General features: G+C 30.7%; 20 protein-coding genes. All 20 read right to left on the bottom strand.

Translation table 11 applies throughout. The features are described 5' to 3' along the window. Positions 1–5: 5 nt before the first annotated feature. Positions 6–563, bottom strand: coding sequence for an ATP synthase F1 subunit delta (gene atpH, locus ACOQN8_RS06950; protein ID WP_150899456.1), 558 nt, complete (start codon positions 561–563; stop codon positions 6–8). 7 nt (positions 564–570) lie between these two features. Continuing rightward, a complete protein-coding gene (locus ACOQN8_RS06945) occupies positions 571–1,071 on the bottom strand; it encodes a F0F1 ATP synthase subunit B (protein ID WP_420552138.1) in 501 nt (166 codons plus the stop codon). Positions 1,072–1,174: 103 nt separating this feature from the next. Continuing rightward, positions 1,175–1,363, bottom strand: a complete 189-nt coding sequence (atpE, locus tag ACOQN8_RS06940) for an ATP synthase F0 subunit C (RefSeq protein WP_004569351.1) — start codon at positions 1,361–1,363, stop codon at positions 1,175–1,177. Between the two features lie 45 nt (positions 1,364–1,408). After that, the gene (atpB, locus tag ACOQN8_RS06935) at positions 1,409–2,554 is read right to left on the bottom strand and encodes a F0F1 ATP synthase subunit A (RefSeq protein ID WP_420552137.1); all 1,146 of its coding nucleotides are present in this window, start codon (positions 2,552–2,554) and stop codon (positions 1,409–1,411) included. Between the two features lie 125 nt (positions 2,555–2,679). Continuing rightward, positions 2,680–3,060 (bottom strand): DUF6168 family protein, encoded by a 381-nt coding sequence (locus ACOQN8_RS06930; protein WP_217701365.1) that lies wholly within the window; start codon positions 3,058–3,060, stop codon positions 2,680–2,682. Then, positions 3,053–3,283 (bottom strand): AtpZ/AtpI family protein, encoded by a 231-nt coding sequence (locus ACOQN8_RS06925; protein WP_150899459.1) that lies wholly within the window; start codon positions 3,281–3,283, stop codon positions 3,053–3,055. Before ACOQN8_RS06925 ends, ACOQN8_RS06930 begins: the two co-directional genes overlap by 8 nt. Next, on the bottom strand, positions 3,252–3,665 hold the full coding sequence (locus ACOQN8_RS06920; protein ID WP_150899460.1) for a bactofilin family protein: 414 nt from the start codon (positions 3,663–3,665) through the stop codon (positions 3,252–3,254). The genes ACOQN8_RS06925 and ACOQN8_RS06920 overlap by 32 nt, the downstream gene beginning before the upstream one ends. A 20-nt stretch (positions 3,666–3,685) precedes the next feature. Then, a complete protein-coding gene (gene porW, locus ACOQN8_RS06915) occupies positions 3,686–5,914 on the bottom strand; it encodes a type IX secretion system periplasmic lipoprotein PorW/SprE (RefSeq protein ID WP_420552136.1) in 2,229 nt (742 codons plus the stop codon). A gap of 87 nt (positions 5,915–6,001) precedes the next feature. After that, entirely contained in the window at positions 6,002–6,301 is a 300-nt protein-coding gene (locus tag ACOQN8_RS06910; RefSeq protein ID WP_420552135.1) for a hypothetical protein, read from the bottom strand. A 252-nt stretch (positions 6,302–6,553) separates the two neighbouring features. Continuing rightward, positions 6,554–7,249 carry an ABC transporter ATP-binding protein gene (locus tag ACOQN8_RS06905; RefSeq protein ID WP_272150874.1) on the bottom strand — a complete coding sequence of 232 codons (696 nt, stop codon included), beginning with the start codon at positions 7,247–7,249 and terminating at the stop codon, positions 6,554–6,556. Between the two features lie 26 nt (positions 7,250–7,275). Next, positions 7,276–8,742, bottom strand: a complete 1,467-nt coding sequence (locus ACOQN8_RS06900) for a DUF5687 family protein (protein ID WP_420552134.1) — start codon at positions 8,740–8,742, stop codon at positions 7,276–7,278. A gap of 121 nt (positions 8,743–8,863) precedes the next feature. Next, entirely contained in the window at positions 8,864–9,364 is a 501-nt protein-coding gene (locus ACOQN8_RS06895) for a DUF1761 domain-containing protein (RefSeq protein ID WP_420552133.1), read from the bottom strand. 87 nt (positions 9,365–9,451) lie between these two features. Beyond that, positions 9,452–10,444 carry a DUF4837 family protein gene (locus ACOQN8_RS06890; protein ID WP_420552132.1) on the bottom strand — a complete coding sequence of 331 codons (993 nt, stop codon included), beginning with the start codon at positions 10,442–10,444 and terminating at the stop codon, positions 9,452–9,454. A gap of 31 nt (positions 10,445–10,475) precedes the next feature. Beyond that, entirely contained in the window at positions 10,476–12,002 is a 1,527-nt protein-coding gene (locus ACOQN8_RS06885; RefSeq protein ID WP_420552131.1) for a lytic transglycosylase domain-containing protein, read from the bottom strand. A gap of 7 nt (positions 12,003–12,009) precedes the next feature. After that, positions 12,010–12,771, bottom strand: coding sequence for an exodeoxyribonuclease III (locus ACOQN8_RS06880; RefSeq protein WP_150899467.1), 762 nt, complete (start codon positions 12,769–12,771; stop codon positions 12,010–12,012). A gap of 27 nt (positions 12,772–12,798) precedes the next feature. Further along, the gene (locus ACOQN8_RS06875) at positions 12,799–13,455 is read right to left on the bottom strand and encodes a CoA transferase subunit B (protein WP_150899468.1); all 657 of its coding nucleotides are present in this window, start codon (positions 13,453–13,455) and stop codon (positions 12,799–12,801) included. Between the two features lie 4 nt (positions 13,456–13,459). Next, on the bottom strand, positions 13,460–14,161 hold the full coding sequence (locus ACOQN8_RS06870) for a CoA transferase subunit A (protein ID WP_150899469.1): 702 nt from the start codon (positions 14,159–14,161) through the stop codon (positions 13,460–13,462). Between the two features lie 28 nt (positions 14,162–14,189). After that, complete coding sequence (locus tag ACOQN8_RS06865) at positions 14,190–16,493, bottom strand: transglycosylase domain-containing protein (protein ID WP_420552130.1); 2,304 nt, start codon at positions 16,491–16,493, stop codon at positions 14,190–14,192. Next, positions 16,493–16,993, bottom strand: a complete 501-nt coding sequence (locus ACOQN8_RS06860) for a gliding motility lipoprotein GldH (RefSeq protein WP_420552129.1) — start codon at positions 16,991–16,993, stop codon at positions 16,493–16,495. Before ACOQN8_RS06860 ends, ACOQN8_RS06865 begins: the two co-directional genes overlap by 1 nt. Then, complete coding sequence (locus tag ACOQN8_RS06855) at positions 16,968–18,431, bottom strand: PSP1 domain-containing protein (RefSeq protein ID WP_420552128.1); 1,464 nt, start codon at positions 18,429–18,431, stop codon at positions 16,968–16,970. The genes ACOQN8_RS06860 and ACOQN8_RS06855 overlap by 26 nt, the downstream gene beginning before the upstream one ends. Between the last annotated feature and the right edge of the window lie 149 nt (positions 18,432–18,580).

The following is an 18,580-nucleotide window of genomic DNA, read 5'->3' as shown; positions in this document are numbered from 1 at the left end:
TATAATTAAATTTGTGGAATATAATGACTGTTGTCAAATTCTCTTCTTAATTCATTAAATTGATTAGAGATACTTGCATCATACTGCACATCTCCAACACGTAAAATAAATCCTCCTAAAATTTCTGGATTTACTATATTTTCTATACTAGCACTATTTCCTGTAAGTTCTACAATCTTTGCTTGTATTTTATCTTCTAGCTCTTTTGTTAAAGCTACTGCTGTAGTAACTTTAGCAACCTGCATACTCTTGTGGTAATCGTAAATGATAGAATATTGCTTTGCAATTGGCTCTAACATTATCATACGTTTATTTTCTTCTAATAAGTTAAATAAACCTTTTATAACGTTATCTACTTTGTCACCAAAAAGTGCTGCTAAAACTTTACGTTTATCTGCAGCTTTAATTACAGGGCTTTTAAGCATTGTATCTAATTCACTACTCTCTGCAATAGTATCTACGATTAACTTCATGTTATCGTTTACTAAAGTTTCGTTTCCTGTTTCTTTAGCTAGATTTAAAATTGCTTTTGCGTAACGTAATGCTGGTCTTGCTCCTTTCATTGTTTGATTAGTTTAAAGTAACCTCTTCTAACATTCCTTCTACAAGCTTTAATTGATCGTCTTGTGAAGTTAATTCTTTTCTTACTACTTGTTGAGCGATGTTGATTGATAACTCAGCAACATTTTTCTTTAACTCAGCAATTGCAGCTTGTTGTTCTTGCTTAATAGTTGCTTTAGCATTTTCTATCATAATAGCTGCTTGTTCAGAAGCTTCTTCTTTTGCCTCAGCGATAATGTTATCTTTAATTTCACGAGCATCTTTCATCATTGCATCTCTTTCAGCACGTGCTTCTTTGATCATTTTTTCATTATCTGCTTGTAAGTTTTGCATTTCCTTACGAGCATTTTCAGCCTCGTCTAATGCATTTTGAATTCCTTCTTCTCTTTCATCTAAAGAGCTTAAAATTGGTTTCCAAGCAAACTTTGCTAATAAAAATAATAAAATCCCTAAAATAACTAGTTGCATTACGAACAACCCTGGAGAAAAATCATTTAATAACTGATCCATTATATATCTAATTAATTCTTTTTAAAAACACCTTTTGTTTAATTGTGAAAACATTTCCTGTAACCAACCGTTACAGGAATATGTTTTTCTTTGTTTTAAAATCTTATTTTCCTAAGATTAAAGCACCGAAAGCTAATCCTTCTAATAATGCTCCGATGATGATCATCGCTGTTTGGATTTTACCAGCAGCCTCAGGTTGACGAGCAATTCCTTCCATTGCTTTTCCTCCAATTTGACCTAATCCGATTCCTCCACCGATTACGATTAATCCTGCTCCAATTAAATTGTACATACTAATTGATTTATATTAAATTAAACAAATTCTTATTCTATATTCTTAGTGAGCATCTGCATGCTCGTGATCGTGCTCTTCTACTGCCATACCGATAAATAAAGCAGATAACATTGTAAAAATAAATGCTTGTAAGAAGGCTACTAATATTTCAATTACTGAAATAAATAATGTTAACACTAATGAAATCCCTGTTGAAGCAACTCCTCCAAACTGAGCTTTTAAAGTCATCATTAACGCTATTAAACTCATTACTACGAAGTGTCCCGCTGTAATGTTTGCAAATAAACGCACTAATAATGAAAATGGTTTAATTAAAATAAAACCTACTAATTCTATTATTGCTAATATTGGTCTTAAAACTACAGGAACTCCTGGCATCCATAAAGTGTGCATCCAAAAATCTTTTGTTCCACTTGAGATGTATACTACTAATGTAAAAATAGCTAAACAAGCTGTCACAGCAATTTGACCTGTAACGTTAAACCCTAATGGAGTTAATCCTAATAAGTTTAATATCCAGATAAAGAAAAATACCGTTAATAAATAAGGCATAAATCTCTTATACTTCTTTTCTCCAATATTTGGTCTTGCGATTTCATCTCTTACATATAACACTAATGGCTCTAATACACGACCAACTCCAGTTGGAATTGCTCCTTTTTTATAACCTTTAGCTAAAGAGTTAAATCCTAAAAACATTAATAATCCTGCGAATAACATTCCAAAAACACTCTTAGTAATAGAAAAATCTAATACTTTGTGTGCATTTGTTGCATGGTGAGTTTCATCAAAAGCAACCTCAGTAGCTCCTTCATTTAACTCATAAATTTTACTATGAATCTTAACTAACTTTACATCCCCAGCATCAACGATAACTGTTCCATCATCATTATGATGGAATTTAGACGACATAAAAAACTTAATTCCTTTGCTTGTTTTAACAATTACTGGTAATGGAAAACCTACGTGCTTTCTTTCACCTGCATCATTCGTATACGAATAAAAAGCAAAATCATGTGAATCTGCTAAGTGATGCTTAATGTAATCGTTGATTTCTTTCTTGGTGTTTACTCTTCCACCATCATTTTCTGAAGATTTTTTTTCTCCACCACCAGCAAATGCTGTGAATGAAGTAAAAACTAGTGCTAAGACTGTAAAAAACTTGATAGATTTTTGTGCTATCATCATGCCTTTTTTAATATAGGGTTATGGTCTCTAAATTTCCGTGCAAAGGTACACATTTAATTAAAACTACAAACCCTTTTTTTGTCTTAGTTTTTCAAAAGATATTTTAAAGCAAAAAAAACATGAAACTATTTGCTATTCAATAGTTTTGAAACAGCAATAGCTTCTAGAATTAAAAATAAAAATAATGGAATTACTAATGAAAATCTTTCTGGCTTAGTTAGTTGTTCATTTGCGAAGACCGAAGCTTGAAAAATCAATACAAAAAATCCAATTTTTAAAAATATGGATGCCAAATACGCATATCCTGCCTGATTAGGCATCTTATCTGCTATAAACTCAACTATAAAATATACAATAATTGCTGCAATAACATGAAATAGATATACCGCAAAAAGTGAAAATGATAATTGAATTTCTTTTGAAGCTAAAACATAGTTGTGCGGAATGTAACTTATTGCTAGTGTTAAAATTACTGCAGCAATAAAGAACAAAATTCGTTTAATCATTTTCTTTTGAAATTTTTGTAACTTGTTGGATAACGGAGAACATTGCTAAGAAAACAGCAACCAGTGTACATATTTTAGTATATAACTCTCCTTCGTTTGGATATTTGGTATCTAACCATTCACCTAGTAAACTTCCTAGATAAATGGTTAAACCCATTTGAAAAGCAATAGTAGTAAACCGAATATATTTATTAAGCGGTTTTCTCTTTGAGTTTTTGCTCATCTTTATTTAATTCTTTCACGGCTCCTTTCATTGAACAAGTAGCATTAAATGCTGCACCTGGTTCTACTGAAAGCTTACCTATAACTACATCTCCATTAATATTTGCTGAAGATTTTACTGTTAAAGTATTTGAAACCAATAATTCTCCTGAGAACTTACCTTCTACATCTGCATTTGTACACTCTACCTTACCTTTAATTAAACCAGAGTCGCCTATAATTACTCTACCATCTGTTTTTATGGTTCCTTCTAAAGTTCCGTCTATTCTGAAGTCTCCTTCTGAAATAATATCTCCAGTAATCTTGGTGTTTTTACCTATAATATTTCTTTCTGACACTTTTCTTTCACCTGCTTTTGCTTTCTTGTTTTCTTTACTAAACATACTTGGGGAGTTTTGGGGAATTAAATTTTACCTAATTTTTTAATTATTTCTTTTGCTTTCTTACCTTCTTCAGTATTTGTATAACTAATAGACACAAACTCTAACGCTTTCTTGTACACCTTCTTATCGTTATACTTACCTATAGCTAAAGCTTTTAAGAGAGCAAATTTAGGAATTAAATTTGAATTTCTTATGGTTGGCAAAAATCCATCTATTTCACTTACAACTTCTTCAAACTTATTTTCTTTATATAAGTAATAGATTTCTTTGTATTTATCTAAGACTGCATCTTCTTTTTTCTCTTCCGTTAACTTCTCGTTTGGATTACTTATGATTTGTGCAAACTTAGTATCTGAATATTTATTCAGTATAATGTTTTTAAATTCTGATGCTTTTTCTTCGTTATTTAAACTTGTATAAATCTGATATAAATGATAACTAATAGGCAGTTCTAACTTATCATCTTTACGTTCTTCTCGTAAACGTTCTAAGTTTTTAACTGCTAATTCTGAGTTTTTAAATTGCTCTTTATAAATCAACCCTAATTGATATAATGCATCATTACGATCAAACACAAGTTTATCTATAACTTTCTTTTCTGTTGGTATTTGACTTATATATGTAGATAATTCATAACGTTTATTCACCTTTGGTTCTGAAGATTCTTCTTCTTCATCGGTAATATTAGTAGTTGATTTATCTGACAAACGCCAGTTATCTTCCAAAGGTCTTGTTCCCCATACTTTTTGAAATTCTGCTTTTCCATAACCTAAAGCCTGAGTATTGTAAAAATACCATTTTCCTTTATTTGAAAGATTTATAGATGCCCCTCCTCCAAATGAGTTTCCAAAATTTTGAGCATTTAGTAGTAACTGTTGTTTTTCTTCGTCTTCTTTCTTTATTTTTTCAATATACTTTTCAAAAAAAGATTCCTGCTCTTCTTTTGTCATTCCTACCAAATTAAGAATACTATCATTTGTTTTAACTAGATCTTCATACTTTCTTAAAGTTGTTAAACCTTTATTTTTTCTACGAATTCTACGTATTCTTTTCTCTTGATCAAACTCTTTTGATGTTACTTGTAAAACACTATCATAATAAGCCCCCGCTAGCAAATAGTTCTCTTTATTAAATGCTATATTCCCTAAATGCTCGTAAGCATATGTTTTTTGATAATCATTGTTATTTTTTGCCCTCAATGATTTTTCATAATAGGCTATTGCTTTTTCTGGATTGTTTCTTCCTTCCTCTAAAACACCTGCCTGATAGTATAATGTATTTAAATATTTTCTGTTGTCCGTGTTTCGAATTAACTTTTTTAATCGTGCTAAAACAACTATTGATGCTGAATCGTTCTCTGTATTTTTGGCTAACTCTATATTTGCTCGAATACGGTATTTATAAGGTGCTTTTCTATAATCTGCTAATTTTTTAAACACCATTCTTGCCGAATCTCTTCTATCTAACTCGCTATAAATCTGCCCTAAAACAAACATATTTCGAGCTGCTTGCTCTTTATTTTTAAATATTTTAGAAGCTGCCGTTAAATGCTCTATTACTTTTTGAATCGTATCTGTTTTTTGATACGCCATTGCCATTGCTGTATGGGCTTGTTCTCTAATTTCGTCTGGTAACTCTTCTTCATTTTCTTCTACTTCTAACAAAAATTTTAATGATTCTATAGCTAATTTCTCATTATCTAATCGAATATTTGTTTTAGCTCTCCAAATTTTAGTTTCGTTTATTAAGCTTGCATTTGGGTAATTTGCTATGATGTAGTTAAATGCCTCTATTGCTGGTATAAATCTTTGTGTATAGTATCTTGATTTTCCAAGTAATAAATAAGCATCGTCTATTTGGCGATTTCTCTCATACCCATTTATATTCATTGAATGCTTCTGAATTGCTTTTACTGCTTTTTCTTCTGCTTTATCAAATGGTGTTAGTTTTTTATTCTCTTCTTCTTCATCTTCTCCAAAACCTGTACCTGGTTGCAATACTGGAGCTACTATTTTGCTTTCATCAAAAGTTATTGGTTCTATTTGTAGTCGTCTCCAAAAATTGTCTTGATGTTTGTCTTCAATTTCTTTTAATCCCTTTAAATAAGCTTGCTCTCCATTAAACAACACATTGTATTTTGTTGTTACTGCATGAAAGTTTCTATTTAAAAAAGCATCTTTTTTTACGCTACATGAATACACAATAGCTAAAAGAATATTGAAAACTAAGATTTTGTATAGTTTTTTCATAAGAATTACACCTTTACTGTACAACAATATTATAGTTAAGTTATTGTACGTAAAAGCGTAAAAATAATAATAAAAAGATAATTTTTATCAATTTAGTTTATCACAATCGATATTTACATTTTTACATCGTTCTTGGTAAGCTAAAATTAGTTTTTCTTTTGCTAAAGAACTTTTCGGAAAATACTCTAATGCTTTATTATATTGATAAATAGCATTTTTGTATTTCTTTTTTGCTAACCACTGGTCTCCGTCTTGTATAACAAAGTTGAATTTTGGTAAATATTTCTTGTTATATGCTTCTTTTTTTATTGCAATGCTTCTACTATTTATTTCTTTTTGAGCGTCTCTAAAATGTATCAATAATGGAATGCTAATTAAAGTTAACACTATCAAAGTTAGACTGAAATAAACTCTGAGTTTCTTCTCTTCTTCTTTTATTTTTAATCTAATTCTTCTTTTAACTCGACTTAACTCGTAGTTAGACTTTTTTAAAAAAGAAAGTTTACCTTTAAAAAGACCCTTTAATTCTTTCTTCTTCTCTTATGGCGAACCTTCTTTTTTAAATATGCTTTTCTTTCGCAATAAATTTTTATTATTACGAAGTATAGGTTTTATGCTACCATAACCTCCATACATACATTAAGCCGAAAAATAGCTTTCTAATTCTTGCAATGTTTCTTGTGATGTATTGATATCTTTAACCACATTTCCTTTGTCTAAAACCACTATTCGTTCACAAACATCGGTTACATGACTTAAATCGTGACTTGATACTAGCACTGTAACTTCCTTATTCTCTGTTAAGGTTTTTATTATTTTTTTCAGTCTAATTTGAGTCGTTGGATCTAAATTTGCAAAAGGTTCATCTAAAATTACTACTTGTGGGTTACCCATCATTGCAGCAACAATTCCTGCTTTTTTCTGATTTCCTTTACTTAGGTCTCGTAAATATTTTTTCTTCCCTAGAATTTCTCCATTAAAAAACTCCTCAAACTGACTTAAATAAGATTTCACATCTGCCCTATTCATTCCTCGCAAATCTCCAATAAACTCAAAATACTCCATAGGAGTTAAATAACTTATTAGAAAGGATTCATCAATAAAAGATCCTGTAAAAGTTTTCCAGTCTTCGCTTTTATTTACTACTACTTCATTATTTATTATTTCACCTGTTGTTGGTCTTATTAAATCCAACAAAATATTAAAATATGTTGTTTTTCCTGCTCCATTATTACCTACCAAACCAAATGATTGACCTGTTGGAATTTCTAATGTTTCTATATTTAAGACTTCAGTTTGTCCGTATTTTTTTGATATATTATTTGATCTAATCATGTTTTCTTCTTTTAATTTTTTATGTTTTAGGCTTCTTTTCCAAAGGCATTAATCATTGCATATTTATCTTTAATATACTTTGCCTCAATTAAATTCATAAAATAGTTTTTAAATACTAAACCTATTACACCTACTAACGCTACTACAATAAATCCTGAATTATATCCAACGAATTTATCAAACACCCAAAATATAGCCATTGGAAATAACATTAATGGTAGTATAATTAAGAACTGCGTAGCGCTGGTTCCTTGCGTATTACCAAAACCTCCTTTTGTCAAATCAATTCTTTTTCTATTGAAAGAGCCAGCATATAATAAAAACAATGAATTAAATCCTATATTAAAAACAGCTCCACAAGTAATCATTAAAAATATCCTAGTTCCAAAATATAAATAAGGAATACTTAAAAAATATAAGATTGATGTCATAGCTACCATTAAAAACCATTTTGACTCCAAGAATTTTCTATATCTAAAACTTTGACTCATTAGCATTTTATAATGTGAACTATCCCAAGCTGGAATAAATTGTCCATAGTTTAGTGCAAATCCTCCCGTTATAAATAATGAAGCAAACATTAGCATTGCAGGCATTTTCTGATATGTTTCTTGAGTAAAGAAAATTAACCCATAAAAAAGAAATAGAAAGGACATTAAAAAAACTGTTTTTGTTCTTTTATTTCTCCAAATTAATCGAATATCATTTTTAATAAATGGTGCTACATCACCTAATCTTTCTGTCCAAGATAAATCAACAGTAGTTGCTACTTCTGTTTTTACAGCAACAATATCATCTAAGTAAACTCTATTTCTTAATTGTTTAAAGTTTATATAAAACAATACAACTGCTAAAACTAATGGAATAAAAGCTAATACTGGATTTTCTACAACTCCATCAAATATTTGTTGGCTATAAATAGAAACATCGAAACTCGTGAACTTTTGTAAAGCAAGTAGACCAACTAACAAAACGGCAATAAACGTAAATACCTTATTATTCTTATTTATTAGAAAATTTAAAAAATTATTAGCTTGAATAACGCATAACATTGCAAATAGCCAGCCTAAAATTCCAATAGTATTATAATCATGATTAATTAATACTATTGCAAAAGGGATATAAAAAAACAATGGCAAAAAATTAAATCCTGAAAAAGCTGATTTACCTAAAAGGTAATAAACTAACTTATCTTTTTTTATTGGAAGTATTAGTAATGGTTTTATATTCATTACTGGTAATTTTTGCATTAAATAACGAAAAATTAAATCTCCCAAAATAGCAAAAACTAACATCGAATTAACTATTTGTAAAGGATCTTGATCTGGAAATGTTTTTTTCAAAATAAAATATCCTCCTATACCAATACTTAAAAAAGCCACTATAAAATAAAGAATAAAAAATCCCATTATTATTTTTAGTGCTAGTCCTTTTTGCCAATAAGAAGAACGAAAATATTGTTTCCATTCTAATTTTAAAAAGTGTAAAATCATTTGGTTTGTGATTATTTGATTGATTAACTATATGTATTATTTTTTCGATTTTTGTTACATAAAAAAAGCATCAATTTTATAAAATTGATGCTTTTCTATATTATTTTTATCTTCAATACACTTACGCCCATTGACAAATTACTCCTCCCATTAATGCTAATGTTATAATCCAATATCCTGCATTTATAAACACATATTTAAAACTCTTTCTTTCAAATAATGCTTGTGTTCCTAAAATTGGTAAAGCTATAAATAATCCAATCATAGTTCCATGCAGTGCTCCATGACCAAATGTTCTAAATCTATCTCCAAAATTAGACATGAATTCTTTAAAGTAAGCAAATGCTCCTCCAGTTTGCTCCATAAAGCCTGGTTCTCCCATTAATACTGATTGTACTCCCCATTGATGTATTACTAATGTTTGTAATATAAATGCTAGTAAAAAGCTAAACACATAAGAGAGTCCAAAAATCTTTCCCATATTCGCTCCTTGCATTGATTCTTCTGTAAAGTTGACCTCTTTCATCCAAGCATTTTTAAAAAGCATTGGACCATACCAAATAAATCCCATTACCATAGGAACTAATGCTGCTATAGCGATAATTAAAAAATTAAATTTCATAAATATAAAGTTTTGGTTTACAACCAAATATAACAAAAAAAGCATCAAATAATTATTTGATGCTTTTCTACTTATTTTCTTTAAACCTTATTTAATCTTTAAAGATTTAGCTATTGCTTCCAATTCAAAAATAAAATCACGTTTATTTACTGAAGGTGCATACGTAAATCCTTCAAAAATTATCAATCGGTTATTTTTCTTATCGATTACTGTATAATTTATAAATGGCCCTGCCATGAAATCGTTTTTCACTTCCCATTTACCTCTAGTTTCATATGCTTTTTTACCATCTATTTCGGCATCAAATGTAAAAGGTGTGTATGCTTGTTCTGTAATCATATACATCCCTTCTTTACTACCTGGAATATATTTCTTACCTATAGTGTCACGTACTGAAGTAATATTATCTGAAACTTTAGATTCATCTTCTAAAGGAACACTGTATATTAAAATATTATTGGTTCCATCTCCTCTAGCTATTCCGCTTTTTAGATGCTGTCTCATCCATAAAAAATCACCCGTATCTTCGACTAAATTATATCTTTTAGGAATATCAACTGTTAATCCAAGGTTTTGAATTGTTTTAAACTTTGTTTCATCGATACGTTCTTTTTTAAAGATAGTTTGGGTAAATCTTATGTCTTCATCTTTAAATATCTTAATAATCTCTTTCCCCTTATTCTTTATTAAGTTTATTAACCCTTCTTTTCCCTTTGCTGTTGCATAAACAATAATTTGAGGTGCCGCATATTTATTTTTCTCAACTTTAATATCTTCTTCTGTTCCATTTTGAAGAATTAAAATTGCCTTTGCATGTCTCAAAAAACTATTAAAACCTATAGGGTCTACTTGACTGACAGATAATAATGTTTCCGGTTGTGGCAAACCAACTTGGTGCTCCCCAAATACTGTACGAATTTCATCTCCTATTTTCCCTTGCCAATCTGCTGCTTTGGTAACAATCATAATTTTGTTAGTTGTCCCATTGGATCTAGGCAAAATATAACCATCTTTTCCTTCTCCTGTTTTACATGAAATTACCAAGCATGTCAATACTAATAAGGCTACTATTTTCTTCATAGTTTATACTTTTACTCTTTAGTTGTAAAATTTAGCTTTTAAAAATTTTAAGCTTCATTCCTGGTTTTAGACTTTTTACACTCCAAATATTATTCCATTTTTTGATTTGTTCAATAGAAATTGAAGGATATTTTTTAGAGATCGTCCATAATGAATCTCCATTCTTAACAATATATATTTCATGCTCACCTTTTGGTGTTTCATGTTTCTTTTTAGAAGCTTGTTTTGGTATAGCTAATTTTTTAGGATAAATACTTAAGCGTTGACCTATTTTAAGCCTATTATTACGTAAACCATTCCAACGTTTTATATCTCTTACTCTTACCCCAAACTTATTTGCTATTTTCCCTAAATAATCTCCGCTACGCACTCTATAACGAATACGCTTATCCATTTCGAAGTACTTAGGTAATGGTTTTTCTCTCTTGGCATCATCTTCATTTGCCAAGGTATAGATATCCTTCTCTTTATCTAAGAATTCTATTACACTTTTTCGAGGTAATCTAACTGCATAATTTTTCCCTTTTACATATGGAATTATGTCTAGTTTATACGATGGATTTAAAAACGATAACAAATCTGTATCGATTTTTGTTTTTTCTGAAATCTGATCAAAACTTATGGTTCTTTTTACCCTTACTGTATCTGTTTCAAAGTGAAATATTTTTGGTGCTTCTGGATTAATCCCATGTTCTTCTGCATATTCAAAAATATACATCGTTGCGTAAAAAGCTGGTACATATCCTGCTGTTTCCCTAGGTAAAAAAGGTCTAATATTCCAGTAGTTTTTATAGCCTCCAGATCGTTTAATTGCTTTTGAGACATTTCCTGGCCCAGAATTGTATGCTGCTAAAGCTAAATCCCAATCGCCAAATATTTTATATAACTGACTTAAGTATTTACAAGCTGCTATAGTTGCTTTTACTGGATCTTGCCTATCGTCTACATAAGAATTAACTTTCAAATCAAACTGAACTCCTGTCCCATACATAAATTGCCATAGACCTGTTGCCCCTACTCTTGAACGGGCATCTGGACGTAAAGCTGATTCAACAATCGCTAAATATTTCATCTCTAATGGTACATCGAACTGATCTAAATATTGTTCGAACATTGGAAAATAATATTTGGCTTTTGCCATTAAAGCTGGATAATACTTTTTACGATATTTTAAATAACCATTTATTACTTTTTCTAAAGCTGGATTGTATGCTAAATGAAATGGTGTTTTTACATCTATATCATTTAATCGTTTTTTTAATAAATCTGTTGAAAGTATTGTAGTTGTATTCCCTAGAATGTCTTTATCGTTTATTACATACTGAATACTATCAAACAACGATGAATTAAACTTTTCTTCTATTAGTAAACTATCAATCATTTTCAAATCTGCATCTGAAAACAAATCTTCGGCTTGCTTTATTTTAATAGAATCTTTTGCTACAATAGTTGAATCAACGGCAATTTCTAGATTTGGTTTTTCTACTGAAGTACTATCAATTGGTTGTTGTGCAAAAATTGAAACTGTAAAAAAAAGTAGTAATAGTAAGTTTTTCATCTTTGGTTTAAATATCTAATTCTACAGCTATTGGACAGTGGTCTGAATGCTTTGCTTCTGGTAAAATATAAGCTCTAGAAATTTTATCTTTTAAAGGTTCAGTTACCATTGCATAATCTAATCGCCATCCTTTATTATTAGCTCTAGCATTCGCTCTATAACTCCACCATGAATACTCTTGTCGTTCTGGATTTAAATGGCGGAAACTATCTATAAATCCACTATCTATAAATTTACCTAACCACTCTCTTTCTTCTGGTAAAAATCCTGAGACTCCTTTCATTTTTGGATTATGAATATCAATCTCTTCATGACAAATATTATAATCTCCACAAATTACTAAGTTTGGAATTGTTTTACGTAACTCAGTAGCATACGCTAGTATTTCATCCATATAGTTAAATTTATAATCTAACCTTGCTGAATTTGTTCCTGACGGTAAATACATACTCATTATTGAAACCTCATCGAAATCTACACGAAGGTTTCTTCCTTCAAAATCCATAGATTCTATCCCTGTTCCATATTCTATATGCTTTGGCTCTTCTTTACAAAACACAGCTACTGATGAATATCCTTTTTTTTCTGCTGAAAACCAATAGTGATATGGGTACCCAGCATTTTCAAACTCAGTTACATCTAGTTGTTCTTTATGTGCTTTGGTTTCTTGTATGCAAATTACATCTGGACTAGCCGCTTTTAACCAATCTATAAACCCTTTTTTTAAGGCAGCACGTATTCCGTTTACGTTATATGAGATTATTTTCATTTAATTAAAATGATTGATTTACTGGTTTTAAATAGCCATTTCTGGTATTTCTCCATTTACAATTAAAGTACCTTCTGTTGCTTCTTGAATTTCTTCTACTGAAACCCCTGGTGCTCTTTCTAATAAATGAAAAGCATTATCTTTTATTTCAAGTACTGCTAAATTGGTAACTATTTTAGTTACACATCCAACTCCTGTTAATGGTAGTGAACATTTTTTTAGCAATTTAGATTCTCCTCTTTTATTGGTGTGCATCATTGCTACGATAATATTATCTGCTGATGCTACTAAATCCATAGCTCCTCCCATTCCTTTTACCATTTTCCCTGGGATTTTCCAGTTTGCAATATCTCCATTTTGAGCTACTTCCATAGCTCCTAATACTGTTAACTGAACATGTTGCCCACGAATCATAGAAAAACTTGTAGCTGAATCGAAAATAGAACCTCCATCTAAAACAGTTACGGTTTGTTTTCCTGCATTAATTAAATCGGCATCTTCTGTACCTTCTACTGGAAAAGGTCCCATTCCAAGTAATCCGTTTTCTGATTGAAACTCTACTTCTATTCCTTCTGGAATATAATTTGCCACCAAGGTTGGGATTCCAATTCCTAAGTTAACATACCATTTATCTTGTAATTCTTGAGCTATTCTTTGTGCTATTTGTTGTTTTGTCAATGCCATCTTATTACAATTTTGGTGTTACTGTACGTTGTTCTATTCTCTTCTCATATTTTTCTCCTTGAAAAATACGTTGCACAAAAATCCCTGGAATATGAATTTGATTTGGGTCTAATTCTCCAGCTGGCACTAATTCTTCTACTTCAGCAACCGTAATAGTTGCTGCTCCACACATATTTGGATTAAAATTACGTGCTGTCCCTTTAAATATTAAGTTTCCTGCTGTATCACCTTTCCATGCTTTTACAAAAGCAAAATCGGCTTTAAAAGCTGGCTCTAACACATACATTTTTCCATCAAACTCTCTAGTTTCTTTCCCTTCTGCTACTTCTGTTCCGTAACCTGCTGGTGTATAAAATGCTGGAAAACCTGCTTGCGCTGCTCTACATTTTTCTGCTAATGTTCCTTGTGGTGTTAATTCTACTTCTAACTCACCAGATAACATTTGACGCTCAAACTCATCATTTTCTCCTACGTATGAAGAAATCATTTTTTTGATTTGTTTATTTTGTAGTAATAAACCTAAACCAAAATCGTCAACTCCTGCGTTATTTGATATACAAGTAACATCTTTTACTCCTAATCTTACCAATTCTGCAATTGCATTTTCTGGTATTCCGCACAAACCAAAACCTCCTAACATAAAAGTCATTCCGTCTTTTACGCCAGCAACTGCTTCTTGTACGTTATTTATTTTTTTATTTATCATGTTTAGTTGTTTGTTTTTCTAAATACAATTAAAAATCAGTTTCTTCATCTTCTACTTCCTTCTCTTTCTCTTCAACATCTCCTTCTACTTTTTTCACTTCATCACAATTGATATTGATTGATAAGTCTTCTTCTGGTTTTTCAAAATCTTCTTTACTAATGTTAAGTGTTTTATCTTCATAACATTTTTTCATAAATAATCCCCAAGTTGGTAAAGACATTGTAGCTCCTTGCCCATATGCTATTCCTTTAAAGTGAGTAGCTCTATCTTCTCCTCCTGTCCACACTCCTGTTGCTAAATTTGGAACTATTCCCATAAACCAACCATCTGATTGATTCTGCGTTGTTCCTGTTTTTCCTGCTATTGGGTTTTCTAGCTTATAAGGGAACCCTGTTGATATTTTTTTATACTTAGTCCAATTTGATCTTAATCTTGCTCCTGATCCACTTAAAGTTACCCCTTTCATTAAATCAAGTATTACATACGATGATTCTTCACTTAACACCTCTTTTGTCGCTGGCACAAACTCTTCTAATACAGTTCCATTTTTATCTTCAATACGCGTAATCATCATTGGGCTTACTCTCAGACCTCTATTAGCAAAAGTTGCATAAGCACTTACCATTTCTATTAATGATAAATCTATGGCTCCTAAGGCTATTGATGGATTTGCTTCTACTTTTGATTTTATTCCTGATGATTCCGCTAAACGCGCAACATTTATTGGCGATACTTTATCTATTAATTGTGCTGTTACTACGTTTGTAGAGTGTGCTAATGCTTCTTTAAGTGTTAACTCTCCTCCATATTTATTATTTGAGTTTTTAGGTGTCCAGTCTTCTGGCATTCCATATTTCTCTTTTGGAATTGTGTATAAAATGTTTGGCAACTTATCGCAAGGAGACATTTTCAATTGATTTATTGCAGTTGCATAGACAAATGGCTTAAATGTAGATCCTACTTGACGTTTTTGTTGCTCTACTGCATCATATTTAAAATACTTATTATTAATTCCTCCAACCCATGCTTTTATATGTCCTGTTTGCGGTTCTATAGACACCAATCCTGAACGTAAGAAATGTTTATAATAACGGATTGAATCGTAAGGAGTCATTACGGTATCCTTTTCTCCTTTCCATGAAAACACTCGCATATCTGTATCGGTATTGAAAGATTTTTCTATCTCTTTTTCCGATTTTCCTGCCGCTTTCATTCTCTTATAACGTGTAGAACTTCTTTTTGCACGTTTCATACTATTCAAGATTTCTTTTTTATCTAAATCGTAAAACGGTGCTGTTCTATTCTTTTTCTGTTCTGCAAAGAAAAACGACTGTAAATTTGCCATATGCTCTTCTACCGCTTCTTCTGCATATTTTTGCATACGTGAATCAATTGTAACATATACTTTTAATCCATCTTTATATATATTGTATGGCTGTCCATTTGGCTTTAAATTATTTTTTGCCCACTTTTTTAATCGCTGTTTTAAATTTTCTCTAAAGTAAGTTGCCAATCCATCACTATGACTTTCTGGAGTGAAATTAATTTTTAATGGTAATTTTTGTAATGAATCTTTTTCTTTCTCTGTTAAAATTCCATTTTTTGCCATTTGTGAAAACACTACATTTCTTCTTTGTAATGATTTCTTTTTAGAAACTTTTCTATGTGGATTGTATTGCCTTGGATTTTTTAGCATTGCTACTAAAATTGCCGATTCTTGTAAGTCTAAATCTTTTGGTTCTTTTCCAAAATAAATACGTGCTGCTGAACGTATTCCTGTTGCATTAAAAAGAAATCCTTGTGTATTTAAATACATTGTTGCAATTTCTTCTTTCGTATACTGACGCTCTAACTTTACAGCCACCACCCATTCTTTCATTTTTTGAGTAATACGTACAATTATATTCCTAGAAGCTCTTCCTGTAAAAAGGTTCTTTGCTAATTGTTGTGTAATTGTACTTGCTCCTCCTCCAGCACCCATTTTGGCTACTGCTCTTGCTAAACCTCTAAAATCTATCCCTGAATGTTCGTAAAAACGTTCATCTTCTGTAGCTACTAGAGCTTTTATTAAGTTTTCTGGTAAATCTTTGTATTGGATTGGTGTTCTATTTGCTTTTACATAGTATTTTCCTAAAGTTTTTCCATCTGCTGAAATAACTTCTGTTGCTAAATCACTTTTAGGATTTTCTAATTCTTCGAAAGATGGTAATGCTCCAAATACTCCCCAAGACGCTAATAAAAACATTAAACATATAAATAGGAATCCACCTAAAACGATAGACCAAAACCACTTAATATATTTAACAAAACTGACTGCTTTTTTCTCTGCCATTATTTAATTTTTTCTATTCTAAACCCAACCTGAGTAACTCCTTCTAATTCTTCTATACCTTCAACTTCTCCGTTTTTTCTCATTGCTTGTCGAACTTTAAAGGTATATTCTCCGGCTTTTGGGAATGTTATGTTTTCTTTATAATAAAGTTTATTTTCTTTTATATCTGTAAATCCAGTTCCTAAAAATTTTCCTGTAAGATCAGCCATATCATATTCTAAAGTATCTATAATTGCTTCTCCATCTGGAAAATCCATTTGAGTTATTAAAAACAAGTTACTATAACCGTAATCTTTATTGTTTCTTAAATTTATAAATAAGTTTTTCTTGTTTATAGAATCGTTTATAGTAAAAGTAAATGCCAGTGTATTTTCTTTATTCCATGAGTTACCTGACAACGAAATATATTCATCGTACACGCCTTTTGAATCGCATGATGCTAGCATAAAAATTGCTAAAAAGAATACTGCTATTTTACTCTTTATTATTCTTGTTTTCATTATTCTTATTTCCGTTTGGCTTTCTTTTTCTCTGATTATTATTTCTTCTTCTTTGATTATTTGGTTTTTTCTTTTGTGCTTGTGTTTTATTTTCTTCTGAACCTTTTTGAGGTTTTGGTTTATTTGACTTAGGATTATTTTTAGGCTTTTGCTTCCTGTTATCAACCCTTTTCTTGTCAGTTTTTTTATTATTTGGTTCTGCTTTAGCTTGATTTTTTTGTGGTCGTTTTTTCGGTTTTGCCTCCGTAGCATTATTTGATTCTTTCTTCGTTTTCGCTGCTGGCTTTTTTCCTATTGGTTTTCTCGACCTTCTTCTATTTCCTCTTCTTGGCTTTTTTGGAGTATCAAAACGTGTTAAACTATCTTGTCCAACTACATTTTCAAAATTAACAGCTTCTTCTTCTGTAATTTCTAACTCATACTCATCTAACGGTAAAGCCAGTTCATTATTTTTATTTAATTCAATAATTTCATGAACTTGATCTAAGGATAACTTAAACCACTTAAAACTTTCCTCTTTATAGGTATACCAAAGCATTTTTTTGAAAATATCCATTTTTACAAAAACGGCATCTCCTTTTTCTGTTTTAAGTATTTTGTCTTGCTTTGGAAAACTTTTTAATGCATCTAAATAGGTGTCTAATTCAAAATTTAAACAGCATTTTAATTTACCACATTGTCCTGCTAATTTTAAAGGGTTTAATGATAATTGTTGATAGCGTGCTGCTGCTGTATTTACCTTTCTAAAATCTGTTAACCAAGTTGAACAACACAATTCTCTACCACAAGAACCTACCCCTCCTAATCGAGCTGCTTCTTGACGCATTCCTACCTGACGCATTTCTACTCGAATAGAAAAAGTTCCTGCTAAATCTCTAATTAATTGTCTAAAATCTACACGTTCATCGGCAGTATAATAAAAAGTAGCTTTGGTACCATCTCCTTGATATTCCACATCTGAAAGCTTCATTTTTAATCCTAAACGACTAATTATTTCCCTTCCTTTTCGCTGTGTTTCAAGTTCTTTTTCTCTGGCTGCTTGCCAGATATCAATATCTTTTTGCGATGCTTTTCTGTAAATTCTCTTAACATCCTCACTATCTGTAGCAATTTTTCGTTTTTTCATTTGAACTTTTACAAGCTCACCAGCTAACGAAACAATTCCTACATCATGTCCTGACGATCCTTCAACTGCTACAATATCTCCCATTGAAACAGTTACTTTATCTGAATTTTTAAAAAAGTGCTTTCGTCCGTTTTTAAACCGAACTTCGTATATATTAAATGGAGCTTCACCTGTTGGTAAAGTCATATTTGATAACCAATCAAAAACGGCTAATTTATTTCCACTCCCACAAGTGCCTGTTGCACAATTTCCATTGCTTTTACACCCATTAGGAACCCCGCTTTTGTTAGTTGAGCAACTGCTACAACTCATAAAATAGTATATTTTTATAAATATTTTTTAAACCTGATATTTATACAGTATCAAAAAACATTTTTTTATTATTGATTTTCAGCTAGATAAAGTTTATTTTATCACAACTTCCCTTAATCAGTAAAGATACATATTCTATTGAAATCTTA

This window comes from Tenacibaculum aiptasiae (assembly GCF_965221665.1).
In the GTDB taxonomy this organism is placed as follows: domain Bacteria; phylum Bacteroidota; class Bacteroidia; order Flavobacteriales; family Flavobacteriaceae; genus Polaribacter; species Polaribacter aiptasiae.
The sequence above is the reverse complement of the archived record's forward strand: the minus strand, read 5'-3'. Positions and strand labels throughout refer to the sequence as shown.